The 12,650-nt window shown below is 63.5% G+C and carries 9 protein-coding genes; 4 read left to right on the plus strand and 5 right to left on the minus strand.

What is annotated here, in order from left to right; all coding sequences use genetic code 11:
- The first annotated feature begins 178 nt into the window (after nt 1-178).
- Nucleotides 179-493 carry a hypothetical protein gene (locus AC4P1R_RS03405; RefSeq protein ID WP_069460551.1) on the plus strand — a complete coding sequence of 105 codons (315 nt, stop codon included), beginning with the start codon at nt 179-181 and terminating at the stop codon, nt 491-493.
- An 88-nt stretch (nt 494-581) separates the two neighbouring features.
- Here the strand turns inward: AC4P1R_RS03405 and AC4P1R_RS03410 are convergent, their stop codons facing one another.
- From AC4P1R_RS03410 to AC4P1R_RS03425, 4 genes are all read right to left on the minus strand, one after another.
- Nucleotides 582-1,928, minus strand: coding sequence for an IS5 family transposase (locus AC4P1R_RS03410; protein ID WP_492176801.1), 1,347 nt, complete (start codon nt 1,926-1,928; stop codon nt 582-584).
- A 302-nt stretch (nt 1,929-2,230) separates the two neighbouring features.
- On the minus strand, nt 2,231-3,544 hold the full coding sequence (gene rkpK, locus AC4P1R_RS03415; RefSeq protein ID WP_069460552.1) for a UDP-glucose 6-dehydrogenase: 1,314 nt from the start codon (nt 3,542-3,544) through the stop codon (nt 2,231-2,233).
- 288 nt (nt 3,545-3,832) lie between these two features.
- A complete protein-coding gene (locus tag AC4P1R_RS03420; RefSeq protein WP_492177422.1) occupies nt 3,833-4,855 on the minus strand; it encodes an NAD-dependent epimerase in 1,023 nt (340 codons plus the stop codon).
- A 235-nt stretch (nt 4,856-5,090) separates the two neighbouring features.
- Nucleotides 5,091-5,828 carry a L,D-transpeptidase gene (locus AC4P1R_RS03425; protein WP_069460839.1) on the minus strand — a complete coding sequence of 246 codons (738 nt, stop codon included), beginning with the start codon at nt 5,826-5,828 and terminating at the stop codon, nt 5,091-5,093.
- A gap of 211 nt (nt 5,829-6,039) precedes the next feature.
- Here AC4P1R_RS03425 and recO point away from each other — a divergent pair, with 211 nt between their 5' ends.
- Nucleotides 6,040-6,786, plus strand: coding sequence for a DNA repair protein RecO (gene recO, locus AC4P1R_RS03430; protein WP_492177423.1), 747 nt, complete (start codon nt 6,040-6,042; stop codon nt 6,784-6,786).
- 112 nt (nt 6,787-6,898) lie between these two features.
- Here recO and AC4P1R_RS03435 read toward each other — a convergent pair whose 3' ends face one another.
- Nucleotides 6,899-8,899, minus strand: a complete 2,001-nt coding sequence (locus AC4P1R_RS03435) for a PhoX family protein (protein ID WP_492177424.1) — start codon at nt 8,897-8,899, stop codon at nt 6,899-6,901.
- A 261-nt stretch (nt 8,900-9,160) separates the two neighbouring features.
- Here AC4P1R_RS03435 and AC4P1R_RS03440 point away from each other — a divergent pair, with 261 nt between their 5' ends.
- Nucleotides 9,161-11,950 (plus strand): DUF2339 domain-containing protein, encoded by a 2,790-nt coding sequence (locus AC4P1R_RS03440; protein ID WP_492177425.1) that lies wholly within the window; start codon nt 9,161-9,163, stop codon nt 11,948-11,950.
- Nucleotides 11,947-12,603: an HD domain-containing protein gene (locus AC4P1R_RS03445; RefSeq protein WP_069460557.1), complete on the plus strand. Its 657-nt coding sequence runs from the start codon at nt 11,947-11,949 to the stop codon at nt 12,601-12,603. The genes AC4P1R_RS03440 and AC4P1R_RS03445 overlap by 4 nt, the downstream gene beginning before the upstream one ends.
- The last annotated feature ends 47 nt before the right edge of the window (nt 12,604-12,650 follow it).

Genomic DNA, 12,650 nt, shown 5'->3' on the forward strand with positions numbered 1-12,650 from the left:
CAACGACACGGTTGGCTGGATTCCGATTTTTCAGTTCCTGAACCGGCCCTCCGTCATCCCTCCGGTGGCGACGCACGTCGTCGCATGTAGGTGTCGACCTTTAGGAGTGCCGGTCTACTGCGGAACAGGCCCGTGAAAATCCTCTTCCGCCGGAGCCCCCGGTGAGAGGAGGTGCCTCATGGTACGCAATGTGACCCGCAGCCTTCCGCACGCTGCTCTGCTGGCGCTGGCAGCAACGGTTTATCCGGTTCCGGCTGAAGCGCAGGGCGTCGTAAATTGCGCCGAGCGGTCCCAGGTGATCGAGTTCCTGGCGCGGCAATATGCCGAAAAACAGGCGGCGGTCGGACTGATCAACCCGCGGGCGGTGATGGAACTCTATGCTGCCGACAGCGGTACGTGGACTCTGATCGTGACGGATGTCTCCGGTCGCAGCTGCGTTATCTTTGCGGGGCAAAGCTGGGACGCCAAGGTGCCGGTAGGAACGAAGGCCTGACGGATTCGTCGAAGCTTGACTCCTGTCTGCAGCCCCCTTGATTTCCAGGTGCCCAGGCTACAGCGTCGACCGTGAACAATGACTATCGCTAAGCGGCGCGCGGGTTCGCTCGGGCGTGCAGCCAGGCGAGCAGCAGCCACAAAAGCTGCCTCAACCAGTTGAGAAGGAGCGAGAAGTTGTAGCCGGCGGCGGCCAGGACGGCGTTGTTGGCGTCGCCGTGTTCGCTGGCGAGATAGTTGCGGCCCATGCGGTGCTCGGCCTTGAGATGGCCGATGACCGGTTCGACGGCGGAACGCCGCCGCATCTCGCGCTTAATCGCCGGCGTGACGCGGCGTTTCTGGCCGCTGGTGAAGACCCTGAACCTGTGGCTCTCCGGGGCATTGTGGCCGCGGTAGCCGGCGTCGGCGAGAATGCGGCCGATCTCGTTGCCGATGGTTTTCTCCATGTCCGGGATCACGGTCGCCAGCGTGTGGCCATCATAGGGATTGCCGGGCAAGGCCTTTGCATGCAGGGCAAACTGGCCGCCCCTCGAGCGCTTGAGCGTGGTGGCGACGGAGACCTTGACGCCGAACTCGTACGGCCTGTGCGCCTTGCCTTTGCCGATACATTCGACCTCCGGCGCGTGCAGGCTGTAAATCTTGCGGCCGCGCTGGCGCTGCCGCTGCTCCAGAACCGTCGAGGCCTGGTGGAGCGGCCAGAGGAAGATCGCCCGCAGCTTCTCGTCATCGCCGATCTGCCGGCGAACGTCGCGGACGGTGCGGCCGAGATAGGTCCTGAGGGTCCGCAGCGCCTTGTTGGCCCGCTTGAACTGCTTGGCATGGGCGTAGCGCTGGTGCTTGATCAGCGCCAGCTTGCCGATCCGCAGATAGGTCTGGCGCAGCTTCACGCCGGTCTTCTTCGCCAGCCTCACCAGTCGCTCGCGCGCCCGGTGGAGGAGCTTCGCGTCGGTCGGGAACATCACGTTCTTCGGCTGCACGGTGGTGTCGACGATCACCCGGCGTGTGTCGGCCGGCTGCATCGCCCCGGTCTTGACCGCCACCGCCAGGCTTTCCTGCAGCAGCGCGGTCAGCCGCTCCTCTCCCATGCGCCCTCGCCAGCGGGTCATCGACGAGCGGTCGAACGGCAGGTCATGGCGGAAGAACTCTTCGCCGCACAGATATTGGAAATAGGGGTTCTCCACCCAGCGGGCGCACAGCTCCTCGTCCGACAGGTTGAAGGTATGCTTGAGGATCGAAAGCCCGGCCATCAGCCGCGTCGGCAGCGGCGGCATGCCGGGGCCGTCGCTATAGACTTCACCGAAGTGGCGCTCCAGAAACGGCCAGTCGATCGCCTGCGCCAGCCGCACCAGTTCGTGCTTCATGTTGATGATCTGATCCAGCCGGGAGCGGAATAGATCCTGCTCCCCCGTCTCGCGCCGCTCGCGTGGTCTCGACATCGCCGCTCCTCGATTCACCGCCGCTAAACCGAGTGAATCACGCCGCGCTGAAGGCGCAAACCGCAAAATCAAATTGCAAGAAAAGCGCGCTTAGCCAGCGCCTTTCTTGCAACACTGTACCGCAGGAAAGCAGAAATTACAGAGCGCTTTCAGAGACGTACGGATAGTTCACGGACGACTACAGCGCCGCGCGTCTTTTCAGGCGCGCGGCGCTGTAGCTCTTGAAACTACGCATCGTTTCGAAATCCGGTTCCGGACCGATGCCACCCGGGGCCGTCACGGAGCGACGTGGTTCCGCCTCATCAATCCGGTCTGCCGATGCTGGCATAGCTGAAGCCGTGCTTGGTGACTTCGTCCTTGCGATAGATGTTGCGCAGGTCGACGAGCAGCGGCGTCTTCATGGCGGCCTTCAGCCGGCCGAAATCCAGCGCCCGGAACTCGTTCCATTCGGTGACGATCACGAGCGCATCGGCGCGCGCCGCAGCCTCATAAGGGTCTTTCGCATAATTCATGCCGTCGATGACCTTGCGGGCGTTTTCCACGCCTTCCGGATCGTAGCCGGTGACTTCGGCGCCCGCGTCCCGGAGTGTCTGAACGATCGCGATCGCCGGGCTGTCGCGCATGTCGTCGGTGTTCGGCTTGAAGGTGAGCCCGAGCACGGCGATCTTGCGGCCGCGCACGTCGCCGCCGGCCGCCACGATCACCTTGCGGCCCATTGCGCGCTTGCGGTTGTCGTTGACGGCAACCGTGGTCTCGACCAGTCGCACGGGGCTGTCATGGTCCTGCGCCGTCTTGACGAGTGCCAGCGTGTCCTTGGGGAAGCAGGAGCCGCCATAGCCGGGGCCGGCATGCAGGAATTTGGAGCCGATGCGCCCGTCGAGGCCGATGCCGCGGGCGACGTCCTGGACATTGGCGCCAACTTTTTCGCACAGGTCAGCCATTTCGTTGATGAAGGTGATCTTCATCGCCAGGAAGGCATTACCGGCATACTTGATCAGTTCGGACGTGCGGCGCGTCGTGAAGACCAGCGGCGCCTGGTTCAGGTAGAGCGGGCGATAGACTTCGGTCATCACCTCACGCGCCCGTTCGGCATTGCCGTCGAGGCCGATGACGATCCGGTCCGGTCGCTTGAAATCCTCGATCGCCGCGCCTTCGCGCAGGAACTCCGGATTGGAGACGACGGCGAAGTCGGCCTCCGGATTGGTCTCGCGAATGATGCGCTCGACCTCGTCACCGGTTCCGACCGGTACGGTGGATTTGGTGACGATCACGGTGAAGCCGGAGAGGTTGGCGGCGATCTCGCGCGCAGCCGCGTAGACGTAGGACAGATCGGCATGGCCGTCGCCGCGACGCGACGGCGTGCCGACGGCAATGAAGACGACGTCGCTGTTTGCGACGGCGGATGTGAGGTCGGTGGTGAAGGTCAGGCGTCCTGCGGCGACATTGTGGGCGACGAGCTGGGCGAGGCCCGGTTCGAAAATCGGAATCTCTCCCTTCTCGAGGGCCACGATCTTGCCCTCGTCCTTGTCGAGGCAGACGACGTCATGGCCGAAATCCGCAAAGCACACGCCGGAAACCAGGCCGACATAGCCGGCGCCAATCATCGTTATCTTCATCCGCTCTTCCTTTGTCGTTGGGTCTTCAAGGCTCTTGGGAGGTAGGCCAGGCGCTACCAAACCCGCGTCGCAGAATGGGCGAATTTGGTAGATCCCAAGCCAACTGCATGTCTCCTTAAACCTCGTCTAAGAGAAGGACATGCAGAAATTCAAAGTGCTACAGCGACCTTTGCGCGTCTGGTAAGACGCGCGGCGCTGTAGACCAATCCATTGATAGGCAAATAGGACCGATTTTCGACCAGCAAATGACAGGGGCGTGCGCATTCGCCGCAATTGTCTCGAAACGCCTCAATCGGCGCCGCCTGCGTGGTAATATTGCGCATACCATTTCACGAACCTGCCGACACCCTCCTCGATTGAAATCGAGGGCTTGAAGCCGGTGAGCGCCTCGAGCAGTTCCGGCGACGCATAGGTGTGTGGCACGTCCCCCTTCTGCATCGGCAGCATGTTTCGGATCGCTGGACGGCCGAGCGCTTGCTCGACAGTCTCCACGAAGGTCATCAGGTCCACCGGCTGGCCACCCCCGAGATTGACGACACGGAACGGCGCATGGCGCGAGAGGGTGTCGTCGGCCGCATCTGCCGCGACGCGGTTGTCTTCGGAGGGCGCGACGTGCGAAAGCCGGAGAATGCCCTCGACGAGATCGTCGATATAGGTGAAATCGCGGCTCATGCGCCCTTCACCGTAAATGTCGATTGGCCGGTTGTTGTGGATGGCTTCGACAAATTTGAAGAGCGCCATGTCCGGCCGCCCCCACGGGCCATAGACGGTGAAGAAGCGGAAAGCCGTCGTCGGTACCTTGTAGAGATGGGCGTAGCTGTGAGCCATCAGCTCCATCGACTTCTTGGTCGCGGCATAAAGTGTCATCGGCTCGTCGGCCCGGTCGGTCTCGACAAAGGGAATTTTTTCGTTGGCGCCGTAGATCGAAGAGGTCGAGGCGAGCATCAGATGTTTCGGGGCAACCGCTTTCGCGAGTTCCAGGATGTTCCAGGATCCCACGACATTCGAGTCCATGTAGGCTTTTGGGTTTTCGAGGCTGTAGCGAACGCCCGCCTGTGCGGCGAGGTGGATGATGACCTCCGGCTCGGCGAGCCCCGCCGCCCGGTCAAGGGCGGCCCGGTCTTCAAGCATGGCCGTCACTGCCTTGAAGCCGTTGGAGCGCTCGAGAATGGCATGCCGGCGCTCTTTCAGCGTTACGTCGTAATAGGGCGTCATGCCGTCGAAGCCGACCACGAAGTGCCCGTCGTCGATCAGCCGCTTGGCGACGTGAAAGCCTATGAAACCTGCGGTTCCGGTGATGAGGTAACGCACGACGATATCCCAGATTGCAATAACTCACCGTTCATACGCACAAAGGCGGGCGATTGAAAGGTGTCGCTCCGATGGCTTGTCTGCAGCGCGTCATGATCGAGCGTACTCGTGCGACGCGCTTGAGGTCCGTGTTTTTATGCCTGTCATTCCCCAAAACCGCTGCACGTTTTTGGGCGACATGATTACAGCGCCGCGCGTCTTTTCAGACGCGCAATGGTCGCGGATGGCCCCCCGCTCAGAAGGAAAGAAGCGGGTTGTCGGCCGTCGTGCCCATCGGGGCGTCGCCCGGCGGCAGCGCCGCACTCATCGGCGGTTCCGCCTGGATCACGACAACCCGAGTTCCTTCCGGCACGCGACTATAAAGATCGATGATATCCTGATTGAGCATGCGGATGCAGCCGCTCGAAACCGCCCTGCCGATCGACCAGGCTTCCGGGGTGCCGTGAATACGGAACAGCGTGTCCTTGCCGTTCTGGTAAAGGTAGAGGGCGCGCGGGCCAAGCGGATTGGTAAGACCTGGTTCCATGCCGCCCGCGAGCGGCCCGTAGCGCTCCGGCTCGCGTGCGACCATATCCGATGTCGGGATCCAGCGCGGCCATTCCGCCTTCCGGCCGATGCGGGCCTCGCCGGCGAACTCCAGGCCTTCCCTGCCGACCCCGATCCCGTAGCGCAGCGCCATCCCGCCGTCCTGCACCAAATAAAGATACCGGTCGGGCGTGTCGATGACGATCGTGCCCGGCGGCTCGATGGTGGAGTATGGTACCTGCTGGCGCAGGAAATTCGGGGCCACCTTGCTGATGTCGGTCGCCGGCAGCGGGAAAAGCTCTTCCGGCAACGGCCCGTACATCGCCGTGTAATAAGGGTCGGGTCCAGCCGGCCGGGCGGCCCGCGGCTTGCTGCTGCTCGCGCAGGCTGCGAGGGCAATGGCGGCGACGAGAAGAATGGAAATCTGTGCGAGGCGGAACACAAACATAATCGAAACGATCCTGTCGATGGCAAATGGCATCGGCGAAATCGGCCGTCACGCCTGTGCCCTCATTCGAACACGGCTGCGAATCGACCCGTTTCGAATGTAGTCCGAGGAGGGGGCGGCTGAAAGGGGCCTTTGCGCCTGCGGGCGTCCTGGTGCGGTATTCGATCCATCCCGCTTGATCGGCTTCACGCCGCGGGTGTATGCCTTTTCAATGCAATGGAGCGACCAGGCCATCATTCTCGGCATCCGCAGACATGGCGAGAGCTCGGTCATCGCGGAGGTCATGACGTCCGGGCACGGCCGGCATCTGGGGCTGGTGCGCGCGGGCCGAACGCGTGCCATGCAGCCGGTGCTGCAGCCGGGCAATTCGGTCGAGGTCACCTGGCGCGCGCGCCTCGACGAACATCTCGGCGAATTCCGTGTCGAACCCACGCAGTTGCGCGCCGCCAGTCTGATGGAGACGGCGATCTCGGTTTACGGCATCCAGGCCTTGGGTGCCCTTTTGCGGCTTCTGCCCGAGCGCGATCCGCATCCGCATCTTTACGAGGCGCTTGCCGTCATCGTCGACCACTTGCAGGAACCTGCGGATGCCGGCGAACTCTTCGTGCGCTTCGAACTGGCGGTTCTGGACGATCTCGGCTTCGGCCTCGATCTTTCGGAATGCGCGGCAACAGGCAGGCGCGACGAACTCGTCTATGTGTCGCCGAAATCGGGCCGCGCAGTCAGCCGCGAGGCGGGCGCCCCTTATGGCGAGCGCATGCTCGCCCTTCCAAACTTTCTATCGGGTCGCCAGAAGGCGGCCGATCACGACGCGCTCGCGGCAGCGTTCCGTCTCACCGCGCACTTCCTGAACCGCCATGTCTACGAGCCGCGCGGCATCCATGCGTCTTCCGCGCGCGACGGATTCGTCCAGGCGACGTTGAAGGCTTTGAGTCCGGCCTCGCCGTCAGCTGCCTGATCGAAGAAAAGGGCGCCGCACATCTCATGCGGCGCCCCGTTCACAAAGAATGCTGTAGGCCTGACTCGACGCTTCAGTCCGAAAACCGGGTCCGACTCTCGGGCTGATGCGCTTAGCCGATCTTGCCGCCGCCCTGCTTGGTCACGGCGACGACGGCCGGACGAACCGGCATGTCGTCGCGGAAGTCCGGCCAGCGCGTCGCTGGCTTTTCATAGGTCGCAAGCCCGGCATCGCCCGGATGCTGCACGGCGAGAAAGAAGGTGTCGCTCGTGGGGTTGAAGCTCGGGCCGCACATTTCGGCACCGACCGGCACGCGGAAGAAGAGCTTCGAGGTGCCGCGGGCTTCACCTTCCGTGTCGACCGCCCAGATGCCGTCCGTACGGCCGGTCTCCTTTTCATTGTTGCCGTCGGTCGCGACCCAAAGGCGGCCATCGGCGTCGATGGCGCAATTGTCCGGCATGCCGAACCAGCCGTTCTTGGTCGTCGCTGTCGAGAAGGACGCACCGACCTCGGCAACGCTTGGATCGCCGCATTTCAAGAGGATGTCCCAACGCGACTTGGTCGAGGCGAAATCACCGTCCGTTTCGGTGATCTCGACGATGTGGCCGAAGGCGTTCTTGGCGCGGGGGTTGGCGGCGTCGATCTCGTCCTCTTTCCGCTTGGTGTTGTTGGTCAGCATGACGTAGACCTTGCCCGTCTTCGGGTTGGGCTGGACATCTTCCGGGCGGTCCATCTTGGTGGCGCCGAGCGCATCGGCGGCAAGCCGGGTGTTGATCAGCACATCGGCCTGCGAGGCGAAGCCGTTCTCGGCCGTCAGCGGGCCCTCGCCGTGGATGAGCGGCATCCAGGTGACTGTGCCGTCCTCGTCGAACTTCGCCACGTAGAGTGTGCCATCGTCGAGAAGATCCATGTTCGCCGCGCGGTCGTTGGGCTTGTAGGTGCCATTCGTCACGAACTTGTAGACATAGTCGTACCGCTCGTCGTCGCCGCTATAGAGCACGACGCGGCCGTCTTTGTTGACGATGGATTCACAGCCCTCGTGCTTGAAGCGTCCGACGGCGGTGCGCTTCTTCGGCACGGAATTGGGGTCGAACGGATCGACCTCGACGATCCAGCCGAAGCGGTTGGCCTCGTTCGGCTCTTTCGTGACATCGAAGCGATCGTAGAATTTCGACCATTCATATTGCCCACCCGGCGCGCCGAGACGCTTCAGCACCCTGAATTCCGGATGATCTTCGGCGAGGTCGCCGCCGAAATAGCCGTTGAAGTTTTCCTCGGCCATCAGATAGGTGCCCCAGGCGGTGACGCCGCCGGCGCAGTTGTTGATCGTGCCGAAGACCGTAGTGCCGGTCGCGTCGGCCGAGGTCTTCAACCGCTCATGGCCGGCCGCCGGACCGGAAAGCTGCATTTCGGTGTTGGCGGTGATGCGGCGGTTGAACTTGCCGTCGAGAACCGGCTGCCACTTGCCGTCGACCTTGCGAATCTCGATGACGGTTCCGCCATGGGCCGCCATCTCGATGTCGACCAGTTCCTTGGTGTAGTCGCCGAGAACGACTTTGTCCTGTTCCTTGCCGTCCTCCGTCACCTTTTCGACGCGGGCGAAGTTCGGGAACATGATTTCGGCATTGGTGTATTCGTGGTTGACGACCAGAAGGCCGTGGTCGGGACTGCCATCGAGCGGGATGAAACCGACATAGTCGTTGTTGTAACCGAACTGCCGGCTCTGAGCCTCTGCCGTCTGCTTGAGCGGATCGAAGTCGGGGCTGTCGGCGAAGATCTTGTCGCCCCAGCGCAAAAGGATATCGGCATCGTAGCCTTCGGCGACGTGGTGAGTTTCGTCGACGCCGGCTTCGATCTCCTTGAAGTCGAACTGCGACATCTCCTTGGCCCTGGCGTCATCGGCAGTCAGCAGGGCGAGCGGGCTGACTGTCGTGGAAATGGCGGCGACCGCAAGCGAACCGCCGATGAAGGACCGGCGCGAGAAGCGGCGGTTTATGATGTCGCCCATGGTGGGGTTGGCGGAACAGTTCTGGCCGATGTCTTCCAGCTCCTCTCTTCGTTCCGTCAGAGTCTTGATTTCGATTTCTTTCGCCGAGCCGAGATACTTGTCCATGCTTACTCTCCCCGTTGAGACGATAGAACCGCCAGCGTGATGCGGCGTCGACATCGCTCTACCAGCTAGCTCATGACAGTTATGCGACAGTTCAATGAAGAGATTGCAGCGCCTCCCTGCATCAGCAATGCGCCAGGAGGCCAGCGCTTGCGAAATGAACCGATGATTGCGTATCGCCTATGGCTCAATCTATGCTCCGCCTATGGCATTCCACGCCAAGCTGTGCGAATCCTTCGCAAGCTCTTGTGGTGTCGGTGATCCATGCTCGAACTCATTGCCATTGTTGCCTTTATTCTGGCGCTTGCCGCCTTCCTCGGTGGCCGTGGTGCCGCGAAGCGATTCGATGCGGAAATCACGGACCTGAAGGCGGAGATCGCCCGACTCGCGAAACGGCAGGCGACGGATCTGCCGTCCGAGGCAGAAAGGCCATTGGAGGCTGCGGATGAGACCGAACCGGAGGAAGCGCCCCCCGCCGGACCGTGGTCGCAGGCGCGAGAGGGGGCGCGAATCTTCAGCGACGCCGCGGCTGACGAAGGGAGCCTGGGCAGCCCCACCAGCGATCCGGCTGCCGCTGCGGCTGCGCCGATTGCAGCAGCGCCGGTCGAGAGCCTCGAAAGCCGGATCGGCGGGCGGTGGCCGGTCTGGGTCGGCGGTCTCGCACTGGCGCTGGGCGGTTACTTCCTCGTGCAATATTCTATCGAAGCGGGACTGTTGAGCCCGGCCGTCCGCCTGACGCTTTCCGCCGCCTTCGGTCTCCTTCTTGGCTTCGCGGGCGAGGTTATTCGGCGCCAAGCGGTGCCGACGATCGCCGATCGCTTCCGCAACGCCATGGTCCCCGGCGTGCTGACGGCTGCCGGTGCTGTGACGCTGTTCGGCGTCGTCTATGCGGCTCATGGCATCTACGCATATATCGGCACGGCCACGGCCTTCCTGCTGCTGGCGCTGATTTCGCTCGCCACGGTGGGCCTGTCGCTGCTGCATGGACAGGCACTTGCCGGGCTTGGGCTGCTCGCATCGCTGCTCACGCCCCTGTTCGTCTCGAGCGGCGAGCCGCGGCCCTGGGTTCTGTTCGGTTTCCTCTCGACCGCCTGGCTCGCGACGTTTCTCGCCTCGCGCCTCAAGCAATGGACGGTCGTACCGACGCTCGCCAATGCGGGCCTTGGCCTCTGGGGGCTTGCCTATGTCACGCTCGAAGCGCCCTTCGAGGCTCCGCCGGTCGCTTTCGCCCTTCTGGTGATGATCGCTGGCATCGGGCTCGTCTGGCCCGGCAATCTGCCGCGCGAGCCTTTCGATACGGCGGACGCAGTCACGGGCCCTTGGGAGCGGCTGTTTGCACCGCCAAAGGCGGCCATCACTGTCTCCGCAGCGATCGCCGCCGCAGTCCTGGCGCTCCTGTTCATCAGCCCGGCGCTCGAGGCCCTGCGTATCCCGGTTGCCGAATTCGTGATCGTGACGGCGGCTCTTGCCGCGGTGGGCGCCTTGCGGGCGACGGCGGTTTACGCGGCGTTGCTTGCCGCTTTCGCAGCGATCGCCGGCACCTGGAGCCTGACCGCGTTCAGCGGCGTGCTCGCCTATTTCGATCCGTTGGCACCCTCACCGGAGATCGTCATCCCGAGCCGCGTTGCGATGCTGACGGCGATGACCCTGGCAGCTTTGTTCCCGTTGCTTGCGGCCGCGGTTCTAGCCGGGAGGCTCCGGGTGGAGCGGCATTTCGCCATTCTTTGGGCCTGCCTTGCCGCAGGCGTGCCGAATGCCCTTGTCGGCATGTCCTTTCTGATGACGGGCACATTCGCCTTCGACTTGCCGCATGGGCTTGCCGCTTTCGCCGGGGGCCTGTTTCTCCTGGCGCTCGCCGAATGGCTTTATCGGCGCGGTACGGAACCGGGCGAAGGCATCGATGCCGATGCCGCGCTCCTGGTCCTCGGATCCTTCGGCCTGTTCGTCATCGGTCTCCATGCCTGGACGGACGGTCTCGTCACGACGCTTGCCATTGCGCTTCTCGGGGCGGGATACAGCTTCGCGACCCGGTTTCGCAACCGGCCGATCCTGCCCTGGGTAACCGCGGCTTCAGCCGTGGTCGTGCTCGGGCGCATAGCCTGGGAGCCGACGATCGTCGGCCCGGGCAGCCTCGGCACCACACCCGTCTTCAACGCGCTTCTGCCGGGCTACGGCATCCCGGCGCTGCTGCTTGTCGCCTGCGCCTATTTCCTGCGGAACGCGCGAGACAGGCGCGTGGTGAACCTCCTGCAGGCACTCGCGTGCCTCTTCGCGCTCCTGACGGTTGCGATCCTTGTGCGCCATGCGATGAATGGCGGCGTGCTCGACAGTTCCGTTCCGACGCTCGGCGAGCAATCGATCTATACGCTGCTCGCCATCGGCGCCTCCGGCATCCTGATGACTCTCGACGGCAGGTCGCCGAGCCCGGTCTTCCGCTACGGCAGCATGGCCCTTGGAACTCTATCGATGCTGTCGGTCCTCGCCGCGCATCTCGTCGGACTGAACCCCTTTTTCAGCGGCGAGCTGCTAGGGTCCCTTCCCTTCTTCGATCTCTTGTTTATCGGTTATCTGCTGCCGGCATTCGGCTATGCCTTGCTTGCCTGGTACGCTCGCGGCAGGCGCCCCTTGCCCTATGTGATGGCGCTCGCCGGCAGCGGCGCCGTCCTTGCCTTCGCGTGGGCGAGCCTGAGCGTGCGCCGCTTCTGGCAGGGCCAGAGTGTTGCCGACTGGAAGGGCTTCCTTCCGGGTGAAACCTATACCTATTCGGTCGTCTGGCTGGCGCTCGGGGTTTTCCTGCTCATGGCCGGCTCGCGCTTCAACGCGAAAAGCATCCGTGTCGCCTCGGCCGTGCTCGTCTTCATAGCGGTTCTGAAGGTCTTCCTGATCGACATGTCGAACCTCGAGGGCTTCCTCAGGGCGCTCTCCTTCATCGGTCTTGGCGGCGTGCTGATCGGCATCGGGCTCTTCTATCAGCGGATCCTATCGAGCCGCGGCCTCGATGTTGCATCCGGGGCTGCGGCGAGCACGGCCGGCGAGGGGGCGCACCGCGCATGAGCCGTCCTGCCACGCTTGCTGCCGCCTTTTCGCCGTTTGAAGAGCTTGCGGATGAGCTCCTGCCGCATGCCTTTTCCGGTGATGATGGCTCGCACGATGCCGCACATCTCATCCGGGTCTGGAGGAACGCCGTGCGCATCCGCGCGGAGGAGGGCGGCAAGGCGCGCCAACTCGCAGCCGCGGTGCTGCTGCATGATTGCGTGGCTGTCGAGAAGAATTCGCCGCAGCGTGCCGAGGCCTCGCGGCTTGCCGCAGAAAAGGCATGGCAGGTCCTCGACGGGCTCGGCTGGCGTACGGCGGAAATCTCGCCCGTCGCCCACGCAATTTTGACGCACAGCTTTTCCGCCAACATTCCGCCGGAAACGCTCGAGGCGAAGATCCTCCAGGACGCCGACCGGCTCGACGCCATCGGCATGATCGGCGCCGCCCGCTGCTTCTACATCGCCGGGCGCATGGGCAGCGGTCTTTACGATCCGCTCGATCCGCTCGCCGAGGACCGGCCGCTCGACGACAAGGCCTTCGCAATCGATCACTTCGAAACGAAGCTGTTTCGCCTCGCTGACGGCTTCCAGACGGCCGCCGGCCGGCGCCTGGCGCGGGAGCGCCAGCAGCGGCTGCGCGGCGTGCTCGCCATGGTGCTCGACGAAATTTAGCGCGGCATGAGGAATAGTGTGCGCGGGTTTCCGCCCGCATGCGCGCT

The sequence above is a fragment of the Sinorhizobium sp. Y406 genome (assembly GCF_058732025.1).

What these genes read in the sequence shown, in the direction of transcription:
- AC4P1R_RS03405 (WP_069460551.1), top strand. Translation starts at nt 179, where the DNA reads ATGGTACGCAATGTGACCCGCAGCCTTCCGCACGCTGCTCTGCTGGCG.
- AC4P1R_RS03410 (WP_492176801.1), bottom strand. Translation starts at nt 1,928, where the DNA reads ATGTCGAGACCACGCGAGCGGCGCGAGACGGGGGAGCAGGATCTATTC.
- rkpK (WP_069460552.1), bottom strand. Translation starts at nt 3,544, where the DNA reads ATGAAGATAACGATGATTGGCGCCGGCTATGTCGGCCTGGTTTCCGGC.
- AC4P1R_RS03425 (WP_069460839.1), bottom strand. Translation starts at nt 5,828, where the DNA reads ATGTTTGTGTTCCGCCTCGCACAGATTTCCATTCTTCTCGTCGCCGCC.
- recO (WP_492177423.1), top strand. Translation starts at nt 6,040, where the DNA reads ATGCAATGGAGCGACCAGGCCATCATTCTCGGCATCCGCAGACATGGC.
- AC4P1R_RS03435 (WP_492177424.1), bottom strand. Translation starts at nt 8,899, where the DNA reads ATGGACAAGTATCTCGGCTCGGCGAAAGAAATCGAAATCAAGACTCTG.
- AC4P1R_RS03440 (WP_492177425.1), top strand. Translation starts at nt 9,161, where the DNA reads ATGCTCGAACTCATTGCCATTGTTGCCTTTATTCTGGCGCTTGCCGCC.
- AC4P1R_RS03445 (WP_069460557.1), top strand. Translation starts at nt 11,947, where the DNA reads ATGAGCCGTCCTGCCACGCTTGCTGCCGCCTTTTCGCCGTTTGAAGAG.